This is a genomic window from Bacillus cereus ATCC 14579 (assembly GCF_000007825.1).
GTDB lineage: Bacteria > Bacillota > Bacilli > Bacillales > Bacillaceae_G > Bacillus_A > Bacillus_A cereus.
Window position 1 is genome coordinate 2,555,945 of sequence record NC_004722.1, and the last position, 23,515, is coordinate 2,579,459.

Below are 23,515 nucleotides of genomic sequence, written 5' to 3' on the forward strand. Positions count from 1 at the left end.
TGAGAAAATGCCTGGGAATAGTAAAGAAAGAAACGTTGTTCTTAATTTTAAAATGGATGGCCAGGTTCAGTATGCAAATACATTGAAACAAATCAATATGGTTATGAATAATGCGGCGAAAGAATATAAAAATCATATTGCAGCAATGGGCCAAGATGCGACGATGACTGATAAACTTCTTGCTGAAAAGAAGAAGCTTGAAATTCAAATGGAAGCAGCCAAGAAACGTACAGCTATGTTGCGTTCTGAATACCAAGCCATGTCCAAAGACACAAGTACAACCGCCGAACAACTCAATAAAATGTATGGTAAATTGCTAGATGCAGAACGTGCTGAAACTTCTCTTGATAATGCAATGAAAAGAGTGAATGAAGGTCTTTCCGAGCAAGCAATTGAAGCCAGGGAAGCACGTGGAACTTTACTGGATTTACAAGAGAATTCTAAGAAACTTGAAGTAGAACAAAAAAAGCTAACAAGCTCTTTTAAACTTCAGAATGCTGAATTAGGAGCAAACGCTAGTGAAGCTGATAAGTTGGAATTAGCACAGAAACAACTACGCCAGCAAACAGAAATGACGGATAAAGTCGTCCACAATTTAGAACAACAATTAAGCACAGCAAAACGTGCGTATGGTGAGAATTCTACAGAGGTGCAGCAACTTGAAGCTAAATTAAACCAAGCAAAAACGACATTAAAGCAATTTGAAAACTCATTACAGAGTGTTGGGCGAAGTGGTTCACAAGCGGCGGTTGGAATGGCGGAAATCAATAAGAAACTTGATATGAACAATTTAATGGAAGCCGCTGAAGTTCTACAAGGAATATCCGAAAAATTGATTGAAATGGGAAAGTCAATTGTAAATACAGCAATAGAGTTTGATGGATCACAGAGGAAAATTCAAGCTTCATTAGGACTGACTGGGAAAGGTGCCGAAAATCTTCAAAAAATTGCTGTTGATACTTGGAAAAAAGGTTTTGGTGAAAATCTTGAAGAGGTAGACAATGCACTTATAAAAGTCTATCAAAACATGAGAGATGTTCCATATGATGAGCTCCAAATGGCATCGGAGGATGTTTTAACATTGGCAAAAATTTACGATGTAGACTTAAATGAAGCGACTCGAGGTGCAGGGCAGTTAATGAGTCAGTTTGGTTTATCTACACAGGAAACCTTTGACTTACTTGCTGCTGGTGCTCAAGAAGGTTTAAATTATTCGGATGAATTATTTGATAATTTATCTGAATATGCGCCTTTATTCAAACAAGGTGGTTTTAGTGCTCAAGAAATGTTTACGATTTTAGCAAATGGAACAAAAAGTGGTTCGTATAACTTAGACTATATCAATGACCTAGTGAAAGAATTTGGTATCCGTGTACAAGATGGTTCGAAAGGTGTATCAGAAGGATTCGGTGATTTATCTGAAGAGACACAAAAAGTATGGAAGTCATTCAATGAAGGTAAGGGAACTGCAGCCGATGTTTTTAATGCTGTGTTAGGTGATCTTCAAAAGATGGATGACAAAGTAAAAGCAAACCAGATTGGTGTTGCTTTATTTGGCGTGAAATGGGAAGACATGGGCGCTGAAGCTGTACTTAGTCTAAATAATGTACATGGTGGTCTTGGTGATGTAACTGGACGTATGGGTGAAATGAAGAAACTTCAGGAAGAATCTTTGGGACAGCAATTTCAAAAAGCATTAAGAGAAACGCAGGCTGCGTTAGAGCCACTTGGAAAGAAATTTGCAGAATTAGCTAAAGATATTTTACCTCCAATTGTTGATGGAGTTAAATCTGTAATGGATTGGTTTAGTAAATTGTCCGAAGCCGATCAAACGCTTTTAATCGTGATGGGTGCATTGAGTACGGCGTTTATTATTTTAACTCCAATTGTAGCAGCTCTAGCTGTTTCATTTGGTGCGTTGAATCTGGCGTTTTTACCTGTGATAGCTACCATTGCGGCAGTTTCCTTAGTGATAACTGGTATTATCATGTTAATAAAAAACTGGGGTGCCATAACGGATTGGCTTTCTGAAAAGTGGTCTGAATTTAAAGATTGGTTTGGTGAATTGTGGGATAGCATAGTTCAAACTTGTGAAGATGCTTGGTCATCCACAGTTGATTACTTTTCTGGAGCCTGGTCAGATTTTTTAAACATGGTAAATGAGTTCTTTGAGCCTGTCGGTCAATTTTTTGCTGATCTATGGACTGGAATTTCTGATACAGCATCGGAAATTTGGACAGGTATTACTGATTATTTTTCAGAATCATGGTCTTCATTCATTGAATTAGCAGATAGTATATTGTCTCCTTTAGGTGAATTTTTCAGTGGATTGTGGACGGGTATTGTTGAAACGGCAACTTCTATTTGGGATCAATTAAAGACAGCTTGGCAAGAAACATGGGATACAATACTCACAGTTTTAGATCCGATTATTTCAGCAGTTTCCACAGTTTTAGAAGCAGGTTGGCTACTCATTCAAGCGGGGGCACAAATTGCATGGGCGGCAATATCTCAATATATTATACAGCCGATCCAGGAAGCGTATGATTGGATAAGTGCGAAAATTGGTGAATTAGTCACATGGCTTAGTACGCAGTGGGAACTTATAAAGGCTGCTGCACAAGTTGCTTGGGGCTTATTTAAACAATATATTACTCAACCTGTTCAAGAAGCATGGGATTGGGTTAAAGAACAGATCGGTGCGCTTGTTTCTTGGTTAAATTCACAATGGGAAACAGTTAAATCGTATACTTCTGCAGCATGGAATTTAGTAAAGCAATATGTCATTCAGCCAGTTCAGGAATTGTGGAATGCAACAAAAGAAAAACTGAATGATTTAGCGAATTGGATATTAGGTAATTGGGCAAAAATCCAATCTTATACACTTACGGCATGGAATTTAGTTTATAAATATATTATTGATCCGGTTATTTCAGCTTATAATTCTGCAAAAGAGAAATTCAATGATATGTACAACACAGCACGGGAGAAATTTGATTCTGTAAAAAATGCAGCCCAAGAAAAGTTTGATGCAGCAAAGAGATTTATCGTTGATCCAATAAAAGATGCGGTAGATAAAGTGGAGGGATTCATTGATAAAATCAAAGGGTTTTTCAGTGATTTGAAATTAAAGATACCGAAACCGGAAATGCCCAAAATGCCACACTTCAGTCTGCAGACTAGTACGAAAAATATTCTGGGTAAAGATATTACTTTCCCATCTGGTATCGATGTGCAATGGCGTGCAAAAGGTGGTATTTTTACTCGGCCAACTATCTTTGGAATGAATGGCGGGAACCTACAAGGCGCAGGAGAGGCAGGGCCAGAGGGTGTGTTACCGTTGAATAAAAAGACATTAGGTGCGATTGGTGAAGGGATTGCAGCAACAATGTCTACTGAACCAACTGTAATTAATATCTATAATCCTTCAGTGAGGGATGATCGTGATATCGACCGCATGGTCGGAAAAATAGATGATGCACTTGCTCAAAAAGGGCGTAATTCAAAAATAGGAATAGGGAGGACGACTTAATTGTTGGATATAGGAATCGATAATGAATTAGCAAGTAGTTACGGATTAGGTTTAGTAGGTCGTCCAGTGATCCCAACTGCAAAACAAAAGGTAGAACACATAGAAATACCAGGACGACATGGTTCACTTACAAAGAAAGGGGCATATGAAAATGTCCCTTTTAAGGTGAAATTTAATATGTTGGAAATGGAAAATATTAAACCTTTCATAAGACGTGCAAAACCTTGGTTGTTACAAGGGAGAACACTCTTTTTCACAGATGACGAGGTGTATCGGAAGATTAAGCATGTTGAAATGGGAGACATCACAACTGAAATTGAGGAGCAGGGTGAATTTGAAGTGGATTTCACTTTAGATCCCTTTGAATATACAGAGGATGTAAATCTAAAGCTGACCAAACCTGGTGTAATTTATAATCCAGGTACAATTGAATCTGATCCTAAGTTTTGGATTGTGGGAAATGGTACTTTCCGTATAACAATCAATGACGTCTCTTTTCAAATAAAAGATGTGAATGGTTCTGTTGTCATAGACTCAGAAATACTTGAAGCATATACCGATACCATATCAATGAATAATAAAATGGTTGGGAAGTTCCCTATATGTAACATCGGAGAAAATAAAATAGAGTGGTCAGGAGAAATTCAATTTATGGAAATTCGACCTAGGTGGAGATATAAATGATTACTTTATATAAACCAAATGAGACTGATTTTACACACAATGGTATAGGGGCTTTAGATAAAAATATTTATAACGCAACTGTTGAGGAAGAACTCAATGGTTTATTTTTATTTTCATTTAGTTATCCATTGTTTGCACCGCATGGTCTGGAAATAGAGGGAATGAGTATCATTAAAGTTCCAACTCCGGATGGTGAACAACTATTTCGAGTGGCAGCTCCTAAAGCCAGTATGGGTGAGGTTACAGCGCAATGTTATCACATTTTTTATGACTTAACAGAAAATCTGATTGAAGATATTTTTGCTGAAACAACAAATGGTAATGGAGCTATGAATCGTATGTCAGCGGGATGCCAATACAAGCATCCTTTTCAGTTTTATTCAGATGTACCAAAGATAGCAAGTGCACGTATTGTCCGAAAAAATCCTGTGGAAGCATTATTGGATTCTAGTCAAGACAATTCATTTGTTAATCGTTGGGGTGGCGAATTAAAACGAGATAATTTTGATGTGAAGATGCTACAAAATCGTGGTATGGATCGTGGGGTAGTGATTCGTCATAAAAAAGATTTATTAGGTTATGAAGGTAATGTGGATTGGAAAAGTCCTATAACTAGAATCATGCCACAAGGGTTTGATGGGTTATTTCTTCCTGAAAAATATGTGGATAGCCCACTTATAAATAAATATCCTCACCCTAAAATTAAAGTGGTTGAGTTTAAACATATCAAAGCGGCTATTGGTGAAAATGCTGATGATGAAGATGCAGTTCCGTTAGAAGAAGCGTATAGGTTATTACGTCAAGCAGCTAAAGGTATGTTTACTATTCAAAAGGCTGACCAGCCTAAAGCAACTTATAACGTTAAGTTTCAGGAGTTATCACAAACGGAAGAGTATAAGGATTATAAACATTTACAAAGTGTTTATATGGCAGATACTGTTACGGTTGAACATCAAGAAGATGGCATTGATATAAAAGCGAAGGTAATTGCTTATAAGTATGACCCGATAAAAAAAGAGTATCTGGATGTAACCATTGGTAATTTCAAAGAATCTTTTACGGATGTTTCTGGTAGGGTTGACCTGGTACAAGAAGAGTTATCAAATATGCCAAGTTCGATTTTGGATGCAGCAAAAGTAAATGCTACAAGCCTTATTAATTCAGGATTCGGAGGGCATGTCCGTGTTTATCCAAATCGTATTTTAATTATGGATACGAAAGATGAAAAGAGTGCGAAAAAGGTTTGGCAATGGAACTTGAATGGATTAGGGTATTCTTCCACAGGTGTGAATGGACCATATGGAACTGCAATTACAAGTGATGGAAGAATTGTTGCTGATTTTATTACTGCAGGTACATTAAGTGGGAACTTTGTTCGAGGGGGAGAAATAACAGGTTCAACATTACGAACTTCAGATAGTGTGAACTATGTAAATATTTCAAAGCAATTTATACGCTTGTATGAGTCATCTAAAACAAGGGGTGTTTGTAGGGTATTCCAAACATAGTAGAAATGAAATACAGCCTACTCTTATTTTAGGTGGAGATTCAAATTCCACAGGGGCAAATGGCGCTATTATGGTGTACCAATTCTCAGATACGAGTGTTAAGTCTGGGGGAATTGGAATTACTAAAGGACTTGATGGCAATGGATACTTGAATGCAGCTTCTTTATACTTTTCACAAACAGGTAACGCAATGCTTGACGCTGATAAAATGATTGTCCTAAATGCCGAAAGTGAAATGAGATTTAAGGTTAAAGATCAGTTCCGCTTTTATCGTAATGACAATTGGATTGCAAGTATCGGAGTTGCATCTGGAGGGGATACGGATATTATGCTCCCAAATGCGATAATACGAAATTCGAGTTGGGATAATGGGTATATCCAAGTGAAAACCGCTCTTGGGACATATTATCAAGGAGTAATTGCTTCAGACTTCAAAGTTTCTTCAAAAGAAACATATAAAACCAATATCCGTCCTGTTGCATTCAGCGCGCTGGAAAAGGTAATGGAATGGGAAATTAAACAATACAATTTGAAAACCGATATTCCAAAACTGTATAAGATGCGTATGAATCGTAAGGAAGGAGAGCCAACGATTACTACAGATGCAATTCCTACACATTATGGTTTAGTTATTCCAAAAGAATCAGAGGAAAATGGTGTAGGCTTATATGGAATGCTTTCACAATTAACAAGTGCATTTCAAGAGTATGTAACTAAAACTAGAGCTAAATTCGAAGAAATAGAGCCGATAAAGCCTAAAGGGAATATAAAACACAGGAACAAAGTAAAACGCCAAAGAAGACCACCTAGACGTGTGAAAAGGAATAGTAGGGAGGTGTAGTCATGCGGAATGAGGAAATTATTATAGATTTAGCAGATCCTGTGTTTACAAAAAAATTCGTTCGAGACAAAATGATAAAAACGGATTGAAGCTTACTGTGTACGTAAGAGAAAAAGGGCAGAATGTGGATTTAACAGGATATGTGGTTAAATATGAAGCGACAAATCATATAGGAGTATTCATTCGAGATGATGCTCAAATAGTTGATGCAAAAAATGGTGTATTTTCCTATATGTTTACATCTCAAGCTGTTTCTACATCGGATGATTGGACAGCTTATTTTGTAATGGAAAAAAGTACAGAACGAATGAGTACACCAGATATTCGTATTACATTAAGACGAGATGTAAAAGAAGGTAATATTAAAATCGAAAACTACATTTCTGAGTTTGATAAGGCTCTCGAAATGGTTAAAGGGTATCAAAAGCAAATTGATGAAGCAAATAAACGGATAAATGAATTAACAGCAGCTGTTACAGGACAAAAATATCAATTGTGGAAAGTAACAGGTGATGATGGACATGCAATTCCCTTAGATGCCAAAACTGATCTGAATAGCGTAATAAAAACAGGAGCGTATAGAGGGAATAACTTAGTGAATGCTCCTGCAGGTGCAAATTGGTGGTATATTCAAGTCTATTCCCATAGTGATAGCGCATATTCGTGTATGCAAGTTGCTTATTCCCTTGATAATTCTAATCTAAAAGCTTTTTATATACGTAAAAAAGCAAATAACGTTTGGACGAATTGGGAACGACAAGCGATATATTCTGAAATTGTCCCTAATACTGGTGGAATATTTACGGGATTGATTGAAAGTAAAAGTGATAATGCGTTTGTTTTGGGAAGTCGTTCTTATAAGACAATTATTCATAAAGGAGCGCAAGGAGAGCTTATTTTTGCTCCGTCAACAGTATCTCAAGGTGATACTTGGGATTGGTCTAAAAAGGTGGAATTTCGGCTTGACGGCACAGTAAAGCAAGCAACTGACACAGGGTGGATTAATCTTGCTACAACTGGGATAGAAAATGTTGCTAACAGAGATATGAAGTATAAAAGAAGTGGTGAAAACATTAGTGTAATTGGTTCAGTTCGAAATCCTCAAAACGAAACAGTATTTGCTACACTACCAGTTGGATTTAGACCCGTACAGCACATTGCTTTTCCAGCACTGGCATATGGATATACACCCGCAGTTTGTGAAGTTACAATAAAACCTGATGGCGGGGTTTTCGTGAATGGTGTTCCAAGCGGAAGTACTGTTCATATTGCAATGAGCTTTTTAATTTAGATTGTACACGTTAAGCATGTATAAATAGGCTGAATAAAGGAGTGGGAAAATGGAACGTATTGATGTATTACTAAAAGCGTTTATAGCTACGTTTGGCGGTTTTTGTGGGTATTTTTGGGGAGGATGGGATGCAACATTGAAAATCTTAGTGACGATGGCAGTTATTGATTATTTAACTGGCATGATTGCAGCAGGATACAACGGAGAATTAAAAAGTAAAGTTGGTTTCAAAGGCATCGCCAAAAAGGTGGTGCTTTTTCTTTTGGTCGGTGCAGCCGCTCAATTAGATGCATTGTTAGGAAGCAATAGCGCTATTCGCGAAGCAACGATTTTCTTCTTTATGGGTAATGAATTGCTTTCACTTTTAGAAAATGCTGGACGAATGGGTATCTCACTCCCGCAACCATTAACAAATGCAGTTGAAATTTTAGGTGGCAAACAAAAACAAGAAGAGAAAAAAGGAGATGTTCAATAATGGGTTACATTGTAGATATTTCAAAATGGAATGGTGACGTTAACTGGCCTGTAGCGAAACAATACATTGATTTTATTATCGCTCGTGTACAAGATGGTTCGAATTATGTAGATCCATTATATAAAGGGTATGTGCAATCAATGAAACAGCATGGCATTCCTTGTGGTAACTATGCATTCTGTCGTTTCGTTTCTGAAAATGATGCACGTATAGAAGCTCGGGACTTTTGGAACCGCGGAGACAAGAGCGCAACAGTCTGGGTTGCTGATGTAGAAGTAAAAACAATGGATGATATGAGGGCAGGAACACAAGCTTTTATTGATGAATTGCGACGATTAGGTGCTCAGAAAGTTGGTTTATATGTAGGCCATCACATGTATGCTCCGTTCGGAATGGCAAATGTAAAGGCTGACTTTGTATGGATTCCTCGTTATGGTGGGAAGAAACCTGATTATCCATGCGATATTTGGCAATACACAGAAACAGGAAATGTACCTGGTATTGGAAAGTGTGATTTGAACCAATTGATTGGCAGCAAGCCATTATCTTGGTTCACAGAAAAAAAACAACAAGAACAAACTGTTTCTAATAGTGGCTATCAATACGTTAAATCTGGTGGGTTTGGCGTTTCATTAGTTCCAGAAGTATTAAATGCCATGAATGAGCGGGGAATTAAAGGAAAGGTTATATCTGATCCTTTAACTGGCGTGGCGTACCTGGAAACGGAAGTATTACCTAATACTGAATTAGATAAAATCACTTGGTGGATGGATAATCGACCAGGTGGAAAATGGTTTTACGAGTATTGCAAGAAATAAAACAAAAGAATAGTTTGATAAACAAAAATAAGAGCCGTCCTATGGGCGGCCTTTTTCTATTTCTATGTAATTAAAATTTGCTTTTAGATAATGCTTTGAGTATAGGTCTTACAATAAAACCTATTAAACGAAGTCCCTTTAAACTCCATTTTGTACATTTTGTATTTCGTTTAATGTTGAAGACATTATATCTACATAATCTATCATAGCACCTATGTTTAACTTAGCTGTTTCAGTATCATTTTCATTTAAAGCTATAAATGCTTGGTCTACCATTTGTTTAATTGCTCTTGCATCGTCTCTTAATTGAACTTTGAAGTAATCATACTCCTTAGGAGGTTCTATACTTGCTAGTCTATTAGCTCTCCCACTTACTCTACTTAAGTCTCCCTTTAATCCTGTTTGAGTTGTTTTCCACGTTCCATCTTTTTCAGCTAAGGATTTAATAGATTGAACTGCCGTCTTTAAGTCATTAGAAGTATCCTTAATATCTTCTTGATACTTCTCTAAAGGAGAAGATGCACTAGAACCTTTAGTTAACTGCTTACCTCTATACTCTCTTTCCTCAGCTAGTGTTCTACCTTCTCCAATTACAGCTTCTTTTACTGTTTTATCGTTTGAGACTTCATTTTTATCTGTATCTTCTTTCTTTTCCGTTACCTCTTTTTCTTCCTTGGCTTTCTTTTCGGCAAGCAATTTTTCCTTTTCATCAAGCAATTCTTCTTTTTCTTTGTATAGCTTATCTGCTTCTTTGTCTATTGACTCGTCTTTCTTCTTTTCCGACTCTGAAACCTTTAAGCTATCAGTCTTCTTCTCTTCTGTATTGTCCTTAGAACATCCTACTAACATAAGTGGTAATGCTAAAAAACATATTAGTTTCTTTGCTTTCATTATGTATACTCCTTTTTGAAGAACATTGTAATTAATTAACATATGAAACTATAACATAAAATATATAAATAGGATATATGAATTTATCGTCATTACCATTAAATTCTTTTATTCTATTAATGAAAAATATGATATACATACTTGGAAATGAAATAATAGAAGAAAGAAGATTTATATTGCCATTACCCTGTTGGCGTCAATCCGTACCGTCTATTTTTTCTGAAATATGGTAGGTAGACGGACCTACACATTAGTACACAATTGGAAATATAATCAGTAAAGTGAAAAGGAATGTATGAGTTATTTAAATAAAAAAGTGCTAACAAGTTTGCAAACGAACTTGCTAACACCTATACAGAATAGATATAAATTATCGCCGATATGTCGTCTTTGAAATAGCTTTAATCAGTTACATCATACTTATACGAAATGCTCATAAAAACAGTCTTAATATCAAGAATATAATCATCCAGATATTCCTTTACTTTTAAGACGAAAACGAGGCATGATATTGATTTCTACCTCAGAGTTTGCGTCAAATAATAAAAAAATACGGTTTGTAAAACTAAAAATACAACAAGCTACAACCGGCATGAAATGGATTAAGATATTTAGAAATTTAAAAGATGATTTTCAAATAGGGGGAGAGGTGGATTTAGACCATATTCTCCAATATCCGAAAGATTATATTGTAGGAGAAAATAAAAGGGTGTTATTTCCATACAATGAGAGAATTTATAAAGTTCAAGGTACTAAAATAGAACCGGGTATAACAGTAAAGGAAAGAGAGTATTTATTTAAAGAATTTCAGCGTAAATTCTCTTATTTCACAATACTTCCAGAATGTAAAAAGGTAGCAACAAATAACAAAAATGAATTATTTCCTTTATTTGCACCAAAAGGATTAGAGACATTAACATTAGAAGTTTGGTCTGAAAATATAGCGCTGGAAATAGAACAAGCATTACTTGATAGCGAAATTGTTTTGACTAAAGTTGGTGAAAATTCGTATGTATTGAATACAGATTTTCCAGTGTTATTAAAGATTGTGAGATACAATATTGAAAAGGTGTTACAAAATCCATATAAAATGCAATATTGCCAAAAATATAAAACAAATCTTGTAGATGATGTTAAGAAAGCTGTCTATACTACCGCGGGTAAGCGCAGTGATGCGACATTAGCATTAATCGCGATGAAGAATTGTGATGGACGCGAAAAAATTGATCCAAAACAAATCATTAGAGAGGGATTTGCACGAACAAACCGTATTTCAACATTTATTAATTTATTTATAGGACAAAATGTATCTCGTAAAACAATTGTAAATAGTATTTTTAGTCTATTAGAACAAAAAGGATTTTTGAGGCGTAGTTGGAATAAGATAAATTTACCTTGTACATATGTTAGTTTATCAATTGAACGAATATCGAAATTCGATTTCTTACCTATTTTTTCAAAAATAAAAGGAAAAGAAATTTTATATAAATTATATGGGAGTACAGAGTGGCAAACGATTGATTACGTATTATTAAATATAAATAAACATAATGCATTTTTACCACAACCATCAAAGAGAAATGATATGGGGGCTCTTTTTAAACAATATGTTTTCGAAACATTAATGGAAATTGTACAATATGCAAAAGACCAAAATGAACAAGTTTACTTCATTGTAGATGCAAATTTGAGAAAATATTGGATAAAAGAGTTACAAAATAAAGAAATTAATATAGATATTTTACCTGATATTGTTCCAGAGGTGTTAAAGGTTCCAAATTTAAATATTATTAGAATAAATACAGGTTTTGATGTACCAAGTTACGGTGTAATAGAATCTGATGATGCTCTAGATAGCATTGGCTTATATGCAGATCAAAAAGGGATGTATTATAGCACTGGTGAATATTCACTTAATTGTAGTGGGATTTTTCAACGATATATACTTGAAATTTTACCATTGGGTGTAAAACCTGTAGAAAGGGATTATATCGCTAAAATGATACATTACATGTGCTGTAATTCTAGTATGCTTTCGAAAAAGAATGTACACATGACATATTCCGTACATATGGAAAAGGTAATGAAGACTTATATTACTGACATAGATGCAAGAGAGTTTAAAGAATTTGATGATGAATTGGATGTAGATGTAGTAAAGGTAGAAAAGAAAGATTCAATTACTCTACTTTAAATACTAGTAAACAAATCCTGCTCGTTATATCGATTAGGATTTGTCATTTTTTTATGTAAATAAGGATATCCTTTGTCAAGTATCTTTTCGTTTACATATTTACTTTATGTGCAGACAGGATTAATATGTTTTTTAGAAATACAAAAACTATATCATATGGAAAAAGATTTTTATTAATTGAAAAAAATTGAAAGGAATGGGGAATTGTGAAGAAATTAGATGTGCTCTTAATGCTATTGAGCGGCCTCTTTCCAATTGCAGGACTTACAAAGCAAATCCCTCTAGAACAATCTATATATATTGGAGGGCTTTTATTTTTTACTAGTTTCGGTAGTTATTTTGCTAAAAAGATGTATTCACGTATATGCAGTTGGATAGCGTATGCGCCATTTATAACACTACTGTTAGTTATTTGGCATCAAGATATTTCAACAAGTTCAATCATAGCAAATGCGAAAATTGCTGCATGTGTCGCGTTAATTCCATGTTTATTCCGTTTTCGTACATATGGACTTACTTTGGGCTTATTCTCATTATGGGCCGCTTTACTATGGGATATAAAAGAAGTACAGTCGTTAGTCATACTTGAACGCATAACGAGTTTAATGACAAGCCATTATGTATATATATTACTATTAATTGGAGGACTTGTATTAGGAGGATTACTTGCGATGTTCATTCACCGCAAAGAGAAAGATAATCAAGAAAATATAAATCTACTTGGACCAAAAAAGAAACGCAAAAGATTATCAATTAAGATTCGACTTCCAAGATTGCCGAAATTAAAGATGAAACTATTTAAGTTTGGTGGGAAAGAATCTAAAAGTAAAATGCCAGAAAAGATCCATGAGTATAAGTACGAAGAACCAGTTGCAACATATGAAATGACAGAGCAAATAGATCCATACAAAGAAAATGCAGTTCAAGGTCAAACAAGGATGGAACGCCGAAGAAATAGGTATAATGCATAATGAGGTTTAATAACCCCGTAATGACTTATCTTAATATTGATAAATCATTACGGTTTTTTTATGTAATGAAATGAAGGTTGCTAATGTGGGGGAACAGCATATTTTATAGGTGGGAACCAAAATGAAATAAGGGGAGGATAAAATGCTTATCATTACATATATATCTGCTTGTATATTATTCTTAGTTAGTTTTTCACATGTATATTGGGCTTTCGGAGGTAATTGGGGGACAAATAGTGTTATTCCAACTAAAGCAGGGGAAAAGGCGTTTACACCTCGTGCCGGAATGACATTGGTCATTGCATTATTATTAAGTATGGCAGCAATAATTTTGTTGCAACAAGCAAATATTGTTCATTTTGCAGTTCCTAATGTTATTATTCAAGTCGGTTCCTGGATTTGTATGATCGTCTTTTCTATTAGAGTAATTGGTGAATTTAACTATTTTGGTATCTTTAAACGACAAAAAGATACGCACTTTGCAAGAATGGATACCGGTTTATATATTCCACTTTGTGCATTTTTATCTTTATCTTTCTTATTAGCAATAATTTTGTGAGTGAATAATAGTAGTTTCCGTTCTCAAAATATATATAAACGTGAGAAATCTAAGAGTAAATAAAAAGGATGTAAGCGCCTTCTTGTCGAAATGTAAATTATTATGAAAGGCGGTGACACTATGAAGTATGTAAAAGTTAGTATGAATGGTGGAAGTGAACATAAATTCTCAATGACTTTAGATCGGTTTGAAGAACTTATTACTACAGAGAATGGGATATTAGAAAATAAATTAGTATGTATTGAAAATGTAATGATTAATCCTACTAATATATCTTCTGTAGTTGAAAAAATTGGTGTACCGGCTAAGTTTATGGAAGCTTAAAATCTTTAGATAAAAAACATCCATTGAGGATGTTTTTTAATTTATAAATATGAAATTGTGCAGTGAAATTTTGAGTAGATTTTTTAGCAATGACTGTGCATATATTAAGTACCTGAACATGGTGCTTAATACATGCACGAAATAATAAGTACAAGCATATATTATGTAGTAGGACAAGATCTTCGTGTCCTACTTAATACTCAGAAAAAACCTCTAATCACATAAGAGCAGCTAATTGCAGGGTGCTCTTATTTTTTATGAAAATCTACTATGAGCCTTATTTTATAGTAGGATGCAATAATAAAGGGCTATTTTGAAATAGTGTTTTTTAGCCTTTAATTTTAAATTTATCTTTAACGTTAATAAATATTAAAAATAATATGATAGCAGAAATTAAGTTAGATAAGTAGAAATTTTGATGAAACAGTAGTTCAAAGATGACATCGAAAGTAACGAATAAGGCAATAGCAGGTAGTATGCAAATAAATATAAATCTCCAATTTTTTAAGTAATGTTTATAATTTGTAAGTACTTTATCCATAAATATAGCTCCTATATTTTTGTTTTTATATAATTATACATTTAGATACAAGGATTTTCAAAGTAAAAATATTTAGCAATTCAAAAATATAAGGAGAGCTTTTGTTGAAAATCCAGATTGCTGTAGTAATCTGGATTTGACTTTAAAGAACTATACTAAAATGATACACTATAATCTACGTTATTTTTGAAATGAATAGAGGGATTTGTGTGATAGATAAAATTAAAAATGCTGTAGAGGATATGTACGAAGATGAGGCTAAAGATTTACTTCAAAGTATTCTCATACAGTTAAACTTATTAGAAGAAAACTATAGTGAAGATACAATTAAAAATTTGATGGATATTCCGAAACAATTAACAAGTAATCCTACTTATAAAAGGAATGTAAAAGAAAGTACGCACGTACATATTGCTTTTGATGATTCAACGGCTGGTTGCTTAAAATATATGTTAAGTCAAGAAGAATTATTTGAAGAGAGTGTTGTTGCTTTTTCGGAATTTTTTTCAATTGGACCGATATATAGGTTGCATACGAATGAGGGGCAACTAGCAAGACAGGAGTGGTTAATAAATAACTTAACTGCTTATGATAGTTATTTTGAAGAAGAATATTTATCAAGATTTATAGCAACTATAGAAGAACTACATACTATTCCTGTTGAAACACCTATTACAATTTGGAAGGCTGATAATGCACATGAACATGTAGGCCTAAGTTTTGTAATAGCACAATTAAAGGATAAGAAAAACATTCGAGTTATTAATACGTCTGAAGCAAGTAGAGAAATATTAAAACAAGAGTATGATATTCGTGGAACGGGAGAATTACCACCTGAAAGTTTAGCTCTATTCCAAAAAAGTTTTATAAAGTTACCTTATTTAACTGAAGAGAAGCGAATGAAGTTTGAACATGAGTGGGATAGATTATCGGAAAGCATAGAATGTTTAAGAGTGTGGAAAGAAAATGAAGTGCATTTTGTACAAGAAGATTATTTTGATCAATTTATAATTGAATGCGCGAAAAGTGTGGGTGCTGATCGAGAGTTCCTCAAAGCTCCTAGAGTAATTGGTGAAGCACTTGGTCTTGTTGAACAATTGGTTGGAGATACATTCTTAGAATATCGCTTGAAACAATTAATTAAACAAGAAGTATTTGAATTTGAAGGTTCGTTAGATGAAATGCGTTTTTATAGTGTGAAGTTAAGGAAATAATAAACACATTCTATTTTTGAAAGGCTCGTATTTTTAATAATACGAGCTTTTTAAGTTGAATTTGGGCTATACATAAGCTTCCTAGAGAGGGCATATCACATATGAATGATAAAGGTAATGAATGAAAAGAAGGTGATTTGTTAATATGTATAACCAACAAAATTATCCATATGATCAAGCGATGTATTATAATCCACAAAACTACGGGTATGAACCTACAAATGAAGTGAGAGATATTGAACAAGAAGATTACAGACCAGATGATGCGGAGGATGCTCCAACGTCACCACCACCGTCACAAGCGCCATCGTTACCGTCTACATTTGCTTCTCCAGCACAACCAGGCAATATGAAATCATGGATGTGTAACTGTTTAGGAAGATGGGGCTATTTACGTTTACATCGTCCTGGACCTTTTGGAAGGGATTTATGGTTCTTTCCGACTGAAGTGAGAAGAAACGGAGTATCAGGTTACACTTGGCAAGGTGGTCGTCGTCGTAAAGTAAGTTATCGCTATCAACAAATTAGTAATTTTATGTGCTTCGCATAAAGAGAGGTGGGAAAGTGAAACGATTTTACTTTCTCACTTTTTTATTTTTCAATATACGAAGTAAGATTTTGATTAAAAATTTACAATTTTCACGTTTTTATTAGAGTATAATGCATATGTTGGTTGGTTTTCAAAAACAAATGAGAGTGAGGGAATACAATGTCAATGAAAAACAAAGTTGGGTTAAGCATAGAGGATGGCATTAATTTAGCTTCAGCTCAGTTTAAAGAAGATGCGTATGAAATTTATAAAGAATCGCGAAAAAAACAACCTATATTATTTGTAAACCAAGTTGAAATCGGTAAAGAATGGCTCATTACTAGATATGAAGATGCTCTGCCACTTTTAAAAGATAATCGTTTAAAAAAAGATTGGACAAATGTGTTTTCTCAAGATATAAAGAACATGTATCTTTCCGTTGATAATAGTGACCACTTAACAACACATATGCTAAATTCAGATCCACCTAACCACAGTCGTTTACGATCTTTAGTTCAAAAAGCTTTTACACCGAAGATGATTGCACAATTAGACGGAAGAATTCAGAGAATAGCAGATGATTTGATAAGTGATATAGAGCGAAAAGGTACATTAAATCTTGTGGATGATTATTCATTTCCATTACCAATTATTGTAATAAGCGAGATGCTCGGTATTCCAAAAGAAGATCAAGCGAAATTTAGGATTTGGTCTCATGCTGTTATTGCATCACCAGAAACACCTGAAGAAATAAAAGAGACTGAAAAACAACTATCTGAATTTATTACATATCTTCAATATTTAGTTGATATTAAAAGAAAAGAGCCAAAAGAAGACTTGGTGAGTGCTTTAATACTTGCAGAGAGTGAAGGGCATAAACTTAGCGCTCGGGAACTATATTCAATGATAATGCTATTAATTGTCGCAGGACATGAGACGACAGTGAATTTAATTACAAATACGGTATTAGCACTTCTTGAAAATCCAAATCAATTACAGTTATTAAAAGATAATCCAAAACTAATTGATTCGGCTATTGAGGAAGGATTGCGTTATTATTCTCCAGTTGAGGTTACAACTGCAAGATGGGCAGCGGAACCTTTTCAAATTCACCATCAAACAATACAGAAAGGAGATATGGTTATTATTGCATTGGCTTCAGCGAACCGTGATGAAACAGTATTTGAAAATCCAGAAATATTTGATATTACACGGGAGAACAACCGTCACATTGCCTTTGGTCATGGTAGTCATTTCTGCTTAGGAGCTCCACTTGCGAGGTTAGAAGCAAAGATTGCTATTACTACTTTGTTTAATCGAATGCCTGAACTACAAATAAAAGGGAATCGTGAAGAAATTAAATGGCAAGGTAACTATTTAATGCGTTCTTTAGAGGAATTACCTTTAACTTTCTAGAATAGTTAAAAGGAGACATGCATACATCGAAAATGATTTACATAGAGTATGTATGTGTTATTTAAATTCGAAACGGAAGGGTGAAGACATCCCAATGATCAACTAATTCTATTTGTAAGAGATCTTCGTTAAAAAACGAAATATTCTTCTGAATAGGGTTAGTCTGTACATTTATAGAAAAGGGATGTATTTCGCTCTGCGAATATATAGTCTTTTTATATGATTTGTGCTGCCTCCTGTTCAGAACATGAAATAGGAGGCTTTTTTATGTCGACAAATGTAGTAACGAAACAAAACAATGGGGTATCACAAGTATTAAAAAATCGGTTTGTACAAGGGATTTTAGCATCAGCATTATTTTTACAAATAGGAATATGGGTTCGAAACTTTGCGGTATTACTATATGTAATGGAAATGACAAAAGGTGATGCTTTTGCTATTTCTATGATTTCAGTTGCTGAATTCGCTCCAATTTTTATTTTTTCATTTATTGGCGGTACCTTTGCTGATAGGTGGAAGCCAAAGAAGACAATGATATGGTGTGAAACGTTAAGTTCCATTTCAGTATTCGCTGTATTAATTACGCTTATGTTTGGAACGTGGAAAATTGTGTTTTTTGTGACACTCATCTCTGCAATCCTTTCACAGTTTTCACAACCATCTGGAATGAAGTTGTTTAAACAACATTTATCAACGGAACAAATTCAATTAGCGATGTCTATATATCAAACGATATTTGCAATATTTATGGTATTAGGACCAATTCTAGGGACATTTATCTTTCATAGTTTTGGAATTTATATTTCAATCATCATAACAGGAATCTCGTTTTTACTTGCGGCAGTTGTATTGTTATTTCTTCCGAAAGATCTTGAAAACGACGTAGAAAAGAAAGATATCACTCTGCTGCAGGAGATGAAGGATGGTATTAAGTATGTCAAAAAGAAAAAAGCATTAACTTTGCTAGGGCTTTGCTTTATGGCTGCAGGACTAGGTATAGGATTAATTCAACCATTAGGTATATTTATTGTGACTGAGCAGCTAGGATTATCAAAAGAGAGTTTACAGTGGCTACTAACAGTAAATGGTGCGGGAATGATTGTTGGCGGAGCATTAGCAATGGTATTTGCGAAAAACGTTGCTCCGCAAAAGATGTTAATTATCGGTATGCTTGGTCAAGCAATTGGTATTGGCATTATAGGATATTCTACAAATTTATGGGTGACACTTACAGCTCAGCTTTTTAGTGGCTTAGCTCTTCCTTGTATCCAAATTGGTATTAATACGCTTATTATTCAAAATAGCGATACCGATTTTATAGGTCGTGTAAATGGTATTTTAAGTCCGCTATTTACCGGTTCAATGGTAGTAACGATGAGTATAGCTGGCTCATTAAAAGAGATGTTTTCATTAAGTATGATGTATGAAGGGACGGCTTTACTTTTTATAATTGGATTATTGTTTATTTTACCTATATACAATTTAAAGCCAGTAATAGCGGTAGAAAGTGAAATAAGTGGTAAAGGAAGTGCTGTACAAAATGAATCCTAATCCAAATATTAAATACCCTATTGAAGGAAATCAAAACGTTCAATTTATAAAAAATACAATAACAAAACCTAATATACTTGTTGGTGACTATTCTTATTATGATGCGAAAGATGGAGAAACATTTGAAAATCGAGTATTACATCATTATGAATTTCTTGGGGATCGCCTTACTATTGGAAAGTTTTGTTGTATTGCATCTGGAGTTAACTTTATTATGAACGGAGCGAATCATCGGATGGATGGATTTTCGGCATATCCATTTAATATCTTTGGAAATGGGTGGGAGAAGTATACACCTAGTTTGTCTGATTTACCTTACAAAGGCGATACAGTTATAGGAAATGACGTTTGGATTGGTATGGACACAACTATTATGCCCGGAATAAAAATAGGAGATGGTGCAATCATTGCAGCTAAATCTGTTGTGACTAGAGACGTCGCACCATATACAATTGTTGGTGGAAATCCAGCAAATAAAATAAAAGAGAGATTTTCAAATGAAATAATAGAAGAATTATTACAAATTCAATGGTGGCATTTTGACATTGAAAAAATAACTGAAAATATAGATGTGATTGTACGAGGAGATATTGAACCATTAAGAAAGCTAAAAAGGGAATAAAAAATGCATGACAAAGAGTATCATACCTCCGAATTTTGTTAATGATAATAGAACAAGGAGGTGTGATACTATGGCACAAGACGTTTTATGTGAAGTAAATAACTGTAAATTTTGGGCGAACGGTAATAAATGTAGTGCAGAGGCAATTTACGTAGTAAGTCATAAAGGTAAACATGCATCTACAACGGAAGAAACAGATTGCAAAACTTTCGATCCAGAAGTGTAAATGTTTGAAGGGTAGCCAAATCGTGGTTGCCCTTTTATTAATTATAGTATTGATAATAAATATCATTTTCATTCATTATTTTTAACTTTTCTTGTTATTTTTTCATATTTTTTCATAAGTGATGTAATCCAACTCAATTCATGTTCAATTCGTGATTTACTAAATTCAATGACTTCAGTAATAACCGATGGGGAAATTGTAACCTTTTCATTAGGTTTACTAGCGGCTGGGAATGAAACCACTACAAATTTAATTATTAATAGCTTTTATTGCTTTTTAGTAGATTCACCTGGAATTTATGAAGAGTTAAGAAAAGAACCTAACTTAATTTTAAAAGCGATTGAGGAAGTATTACGCTATCGCTTTCCTGTTACATTGACCCGGAGGATTACAGCCCTTTCCGAACGGGAAAGCCCATCGCCTTTAGGCATGGGATGAAAGTGAGGTTGGATACGGAGTACCACTAAAAATCGCTAAGTTTGTGGTACTTTAAGTATCCAAAATATTGGTATCTTTTGTGGTGTAGTTTAAAAGTAAAACTGATACAATGTGAATATGATAAATGATTATAGAAGAACCAAAACAACTGTGTCATTAATTAACTACCATTTTGTGTTTTGCCCGCGATACAGAAGAAAAATTTTTCTTAACACAAAAGTAGAAGAACGTTTCAAAGAGTTGGTTCAAGAAATATGCGGAGAAATGGATGTTGCTATTGTCGCAATGGAATGCGACAAAGACCACGTTCACTTGTTCTTAAATACACTACCAACACTTAGTCCTGCTGACACAATGGCGAAAATTAAAGGAGTGACATCGAAGCGTTTGAGAGGAGAGTTTCCTCATCTTCAACACTTGCCAAGTCTATGGACACGTTCCTATTTTGTTTCTACTGCTGGAAATGTATCGACTGAGACAATTAAACAGTATGTTGAAAATCAAAAGACGAGGGGGTGAAAATTGTGTCACAAACAATCACAGTCAAAGTTAAATTGCTTCCAACAAAAGAACAAATTCAGTTATTGGAACAAAGTAGCTATGAGTATATCAAAGTCATTAATACACTTGTATCTGAAATGGCTGAAGCGAAGAAGAGCACTAAGAAAAGTACAAAAGATGTTGAAGCGAATCTTCCAAGCGCAGTGAAGAACCAAGCAATTAAAGACGCTAAAAGTGTGTTTTCTACAAAGGTGAAAAAAAGTAAATACAAAGTTATTCCGATTCTAAAGAGACCTGTTTGTGTATGGAACAATCAAAACTATTCGTTTGACTTCACGCACATTTCAGTTCCACTCATGGTAAATGGAAAATCAACTCGCTTAAAGGTTCGTGCTTTATTAACTGATAAATATAATCGCAATTTTAATTTGTTAACACACAAGTTAGGTACACTTCGTATCACGAAGAAATCTAATAAGTGGATTGCTCAAATATCTGTCACAATTCCTACAAATGAAAAAACAGGAACGAAGATTTTAGGGGTAGATTTAGGTCTTAAAGTCCCTGCGGTAGCCATCACAGACGATGAGAAAGTTCGTTTCTTCGGCAATGGTAGACAAAACAAATATATGAAACGTAAGTTTCGTAGTGTTCGTAAGAAGTTAGGTGAAAATAAGAAATTAAATGCCATTCGACAACTTGATGATAAAGAACAAAGATGGATGCAAGACCAAGACCACAAAGTAAGTCGTGAAATCATTGACTTTGCAACTGATAATAACATTTCTGTTATTCGTTTAGAACAACTAACGAATATTAGACAGACGGCAAGAACAAGCCGTAAAAACGAGAAAAATCTACACACTTGGTCATTCTATCGTTTAGCACAATTCATTGAATACAAAGCGAATTTAGTTGGTATTAAGGTAGAATATGTGAACCCTGCTTATACAAGTCAAACATGTCCGAAATGTTCTGAAAAGAACAAAGCACCAGACAGAAAATACAAGTGCCGATGTGGATTTGAGAAACATCGTGATATTGTTGGGGCGATGAATATTCGCTACGCAACTGTGATTGATGGTAACAGTCAATCAGCCTAAGATGCTATACGCACTGTCTTAGGAGGGGCAATGAGATGCCCTCATCTTGAAGTCTGTTCAAAACAGAAATGGACTGCGAACGTTTAGTCATTCAAGAATCCCACCCGTCAATCCGTAAGGATTAGGGCTTGCGACTTTAGTCGTGGGAGTCTCAAAGAGGATACAAATATATTTGGTCCTTTCATGAAAAAGAATCAGATGATTGTTGCGTGGGTTAGTGCAGCGAATTTAGATGAGAAAAAATTTTCACAAGCCTCTCAATTTAATGTACATCGAACAGGAAATGAAAAGCATTTAACCTTTGGGAAAGGTCCTCACTTTTGCTTAGGAGCACCACTTGCACGTTTAGAAGCTGAGATTGCATTAACTACCTTTATAAATGCTTTTGAAAAAATAGAGCTATTTCCATCTTTCTGTTTAGAAAAATGTATATTGGAAAATGAACAAACATTAAAATACTTACCTATTCGATTGAAAGCCACATAAAAATCTTAACAAGGTGCATACATTTGCATCTTGTTTTTTTGTTTCTCAATTGTGAGTTTTCGGCAATTACCTTAATATGGAATTGTATAAAACGTAGAGGAGGATTCTTATGTTGACTTGTAATGGAAGTAAATCATTTCAAAAGTTTATTAAAGGTGTTACAAATCTTATGGAAAACGGTTTATTTGAAGAAGAAATAGTGTGTGGCATTGAAAAGTTACTAGAAGAACTTTTAGAAAAGAAAACATGGCTTCCGTTAGATAAACAGAAGGCCAATTTGACTCAATATGCACGACATTTATTGTATGAAGATCCGCTCAAACGTTTTGAAGTACTAGCTCTCGTATGGAAAGATGGACAATCTACACCTTTACATGACCATGACGGCACATGGGGAGTAGAAGGCGTTTTTTCAGGAAGGATTATGGTGAAGAACTTTATACAAACGAAACAACTTGGAAATTCACTTGTTTATTTAACACATACAGGAAATCTTTATTTGGGAGAAGGAGAAACAGATAAAGTAATTCCACCAGCGGATTGTCATATTCTTGAAATTAGCAAAAATGAAAGCGTTATTACGATTCATGTCTATGGAAAACGGCTAGAAAAGTTTAAAGTATATATCCCAACTGAAGAAAAAAATGTGTACATGTGTGAGACAAAATACATTAGTTATAATTCATAGTTTAAAATCCAAAGCTTTTTTAAAAAGAAAAGCTTTGGATTTTATTTTTAATTATTTCTTGACCTGAAACGCTTTTCATAAATTATAAATAAGAAGTACCTCACGAGGATTG

At 34.3% G+C, this 23,515-nt stretch carries 20 protein-coding genes and 3 pseudogenes; 21 read left to right on the forward strand and 2 right to left on the reverse strand.

What is annotated here, in order from left to right; translation table 11 throughout:
• Positions 1 to 7 precede the first annotated feature (7 nt).
• The 6 genes and pseudogenes from BC_RS12985 to BC_RS13010 all read left to right on the forward strand — a co-directional run bounded on the left by BC_RS12985 (position 8) and on the right by BC_RS13010 (position 9,149).
• Complete coding sequence (locus BC_RS12985) at positions 8 to 3,532, forward strand: phage tail tape measure protein (RefSeq protein WP_001119328.1); 3,525 nt, start codon at positions 8 to 10, stop codon at positions 3,530 to 3,532.
• Entirely contained in the window at positions 3,533 to 4,216 is a 684-nt protein-coding gene (locus tag BC_RS12990) for a phage tail family protein (protein ID WP_000884118.1), read from the forward strand.
• A pseudogene (locus tag BC_RS12995) lies at positions 4,213 to 6,565 on the forward strand (phage tail spike protein). Before BC_RS12990 ends, BC_RS12995 begins: the two are co-directional and overlap by 4 nt.
• A 97-nt stretch (positions 6,566 to 6,662) precedes the next feature.
• A complete protein-coding gene (locus tag BC_RS13000; protein WP_002196015.1) occupies positions 6,663 to 7,856 on the forward strand; it encodes a BppU family phage baseplate upper protein in 1,194 nt (397 codons plus the stop codon).
• A 49-nt stretch (positions 7,857 to 7,905) separates the two neighbouring features.
• On the forward strand, positions 7,906 to 8,331 hold the full coding sequence (locus BC_RS13005) for a phage holin family protein (RefSeq protein WP_000439566.1): 426 nt from the start codon (positions 7,906 to 7,908) through the stop codon (positions 8,329 to 8,331).
• Positions 8,331 to 9,149: a GH25 family lysozyme gene (locus tag BC_RS13010; protein WP_000540622.1), complete on the forward strand. Its 819-nt coding sequence runs from the start codon at positions 8,331 to 8,333 to the stop codon at positions 9,147 to 9,149. Before BC_RS13005 ends, BC_RS13010 begins: the two co-directional genes overlap by 1 nt.
• Before the next feature lie 138 nt (positions 9,150 to 9,287).
• Here the strand turns inward: BC_RS13010 and BC_RS13015 are convergent, their stop codons facing one another.
• On the reverse strand, positions 9,288 to 10,040 hold the full coding sequence (locus tag BC_RS13015; protein ID WP_000644810.1) for a DUF6376 family protein: 753 nt from the start codon (positions 10,038 to 10,040) through the stop codon (positions 9,288 to 9,290).
• 511 nt (positions 10,041 to 10,551) lie between these two features.
• On the opposite strand from BC_RS13015, the gene BC_RS13020 reads away from it, so the two are divergent.
• The 4 genes from BC_RS13020 to BC_RS13035 all read left to right on the forward strand — a co-directional run bounded on the left by BC_RS13020 (position 10,552) and on the right by BC_RS13035 (position 14,088).
• Positions 10,552 to 12,234, forward strand: coding sequence for an RNaseH domain-containing protein (locus BC_RS13020; protein WP_000626130.1), 1,683 nt, complete (start codon positions 10,552 to 10,554; stop codon positions 12,232 to 12,234).
• Positions 12,235 to 12,440: 206 nt separating this feature from the next.
• Positions 12,441 to 13,205, forward strand: coding sequence for a DUF3959 family protein (locus tag BC_RS13025; RefSeq protein WP_000732187.1), 765 nt, complete (start codon positions 12,441 to 12,443; stop codon positions 13,203 to 13,205).
• A 142-nt stretch (positions 13,206 to 13,347) separates the two neighbouring features.
• Positions 13,348 to 13,764: a DUF3995 domain-containing protein gene (locus tag BC_RS13030; RefSeq protein WP_000905581.1), complete on the forward strand. Its 417-nt coding sequence runs from the start codon at positions 13,348 to 13,350 to the stop codon at positions 13,762 to 13,764.
• Between the two features lie 120 nt (positions 13,765 to 13,884).
• Complete coding sequence (locus BC_RS13035; RefSeq protein WP_000878369.1) at positions 13,885 to 14,088, forward strand: hypothetical protein; 204 nt, start codon at positions 13,885 to 13,887, stop codon at positions 14,086 to 14,088.
• A gap of 328 nt (positions 14,089 to 14,416) precedes the next feature.
• On the opposite strand, the gene BC_RS13040 is transcribed toward BC_RS13035, so the two are convergent.
• On the reverse strand, positions 14,417 to 14,629 hold the full coding sequence (locus BC_RS13040; RefSeq protein ID WP_000362067.1) for a hypothetical protein: 213 nt from the start codon (positions 14,627 to 14,629) through the stop codon (positions 14,417 to 14,419).
• Between the two features lie 209 nt (positions 14,630 to 14,838).
• On the opposite strand from BC_RS13040, the gene BC_RS13045 reads away from it, so the two are divergent.
• From BC_RS13045 to BC_RS13095, 11 genes and pseudogenes are all read left to right on the forward strand, one after another.
• A complete protein-coding gene (locus tag BC_RS13045; protein ID WP_000565687.1) occupies positions 14,839 to 15,843 on the forward strand; it encodes a DUF1835 domain-containing protein in 1,005 nt (334 codons plus the stop codon).
• A 145-nt stretch (positions 15,844 to 15,988) separates the two neighbouring features.
• On the forward strand, positions 15,989 to 16,393 hold the full coding sequence (locus tag BC_RS13050; RefSeq protein ID WP_000282687.1) for a hypothetical protein: 405 nt from the start codon (positions 15,989 to 15,991) through the stop codon (positions 16,391 to 16,393).
• Between the two features lie 159 nt (positions 16,394 to 16,552).
• On the forward strand, positions 16,553 to 17,788 hold the full coding sequence (locus BC_RS13055) for a cytochrome P450 family protein (protein ID WP_000062123.1): 1,236 nt from the start codon (positions 16,553 to 16,555) through the stop codon (positions 17,786 to 17,788).
• A gap of 267 nt (positions 17,789 to 18,055) precedes the next feature.
• Positions 18,056 to 19,339 carry an MFS transporter gene (locus BC_RS13060; RefSeq protein ID WP_000106396.1) on the forward strand — a complete coding sequence of 428 codons (1,284 nt, stop codon included), beginning with the start codon at positions 18,056 to 18,058 and terminating at the stop codon, positions 19,337 to 19,339.
• The gene (locus BC_RS13065; protein ID WP_001069204.1) at positions 19,329 to 19,961 is read left to right on the forward strand and encodes a Vat family streptogramin A O-acetyltransferase; all 633 of its coding nucleotides are present in this window, start codon (positions 19,329 to 19,331) and stop codon (positions 19,959 to 19,961) included. Before BC_RS13060 ends, BC_RS13065 begins: the two co-directional genes overlap by 11 nt.
• 70 nt (positions 19,962 to 20,031) lie before the next feature.
• A complete protein-coding gene (locus tag BC_RS13070; protein ID WP_000046095.1) occupies positions 20,032 to 20,187 on the forward strand; it encodes a DUF1540 domain-containing protein in 156 nt (51 codons plus the stop codon).
• 180 nt (positions 20,188 to 20,367) lie between these two features.
• A pseudogene (locus tag BC_RS13075) lies at positions 20,368 to 20,580 on the forward strand (cytochrome P450); the annotation flags it as partial.
• Positions 20,581 to 20,742: 162 nt separating this feature from the next.
• Entirely contained in the window at positions 20,743 to 21,144 is a 402-nt protein-coding gene (gene tnpA / locus BC_RS13080) for an IS200/IS605 family transposase (protein ID WP_000606465.1), read from the forward strand.
• 5 nt (positions 21,145 to 21,149) lie between these two features.
• A complete protein-coding gene (locus BC_RS13085; RefSeq protein ID WP_000084148.1) occupies positions 21,150 to 22,229 on the forward strand; it encodes an RNA-guided endonuclease TnpB family protein in 1,080 nt (359 codons plus the stop codon).
• Positions 22,230 to 22,379: 150 nt separating this feature from the next.
• Positions 22,380 to 22,715, forward strand: a pseudogene (locus BC_RS13090) (cytochrome P450); the annotation flags it as partial.
• A 109-nt stretch (positions 22,716 to 22,824) separates the two neighbouring features.
• Positions 22,825 to 23,403, forward strand: coding sequence for a cysteine dioxygenase family protein (locus tag BC_RS13095; RefSeq protein ID WP_000954442.1), 579 nt, complete (start codon positions 22,825 to 22,827; stop codon positions 23,401 to 23,403).
• Positions 23,404 to 23,515: the final 112 nt, after the last annotated feature.

Coding starts and splice junctions, on each gene's coding strand:
- BC_RS13030 (WP_000905581.1), top strand. CDS start 13,348: ATGCTTATCATTACATATATATCTGCTTGTATATTATTCTTAGTTAGT.
- BC_RS13035 (WP_000878369.1), top strand. CDS start 13,885: ATGAAGTATGTAAAAGTTAGTATGAATGGTGGAAGTGAACATAAATTC.
- BC_RS13060 (WP_000106396.1), top strand. CDS start 18,056: ATGTCGACAAATGTAGTAACGAAACAAAACAATGGGGTATCACAAGTA.
- BC_RS13015 (WP_000644810.1), bottom strand. CDS start 10,040: ATGAAAGCAAAGAAACTAATATGTTTTTTAGCATTACCACTTATGTTA.
- BC_RS13050 (WP_000282687.1), top strand. CDS start 15,989: ATGTATAACCAACAAAATTATCCATATGATCAAGCGATGTATTATAAT.
- BC_RS13095 (WP_000954442.1), top strand. CDS start 22,825: ATGTTGACTTGTAATGGAAGTAAATCATTTCAAAAGTTTATTAAAGGT.
- tnpA (WP_000606465.1), top strand. CDS start 20,743: ATGATAAATGATTATAGAAGAACCAAAACAACTGTGTCATTAATTAAC.
- BC_RS13005 (WP_000439566.1), top strand. CDS start 7,906: ATGGAACGTATTGATGTATTACTAAAAGCGTTTATAGCTACGTTTGGC.
- BC_RS13055 (WP_000062123.1), top strand. CDS start 16,553: ATGTCAATGAAAAACAAAGTTGGGTTAAGCATAGAGGATGGCATTAAT.
- BC_RS13010 (WP_000540622.1), top strand. CDS start 8,331: ATGGGTTACATTGTAGATATTTCAAAATGGAATGGTGACGTTAACTGG.
- BC_RS13070 (WP_000046095.1), top strand. CDS start 20,032: ATGGCACAAGACGTTTTATGTGAAGTAAATAACTGTAAATTTTGGGCG.
- BC_RS13040 (WP_000362067.1), bottom strand. CDS start 14,629: ATGGATAAAGTACTTACAAATTATAAACATTACTTAAAAAATTGGAGA.
- BC_RS13065 (WP_001069204.1), top strand. CDS start 19,329: ATGAATCCTAATCCAAATATTAAATACCCTATTGAAGGAAATCAAAAC.
- BC_RS12985 (WP_001119328.1), top strand. CDS start 8: ATGCCTGGGAATAGTAAAGAAAGAAACGTTGTTCTTAATTTTAAAATG.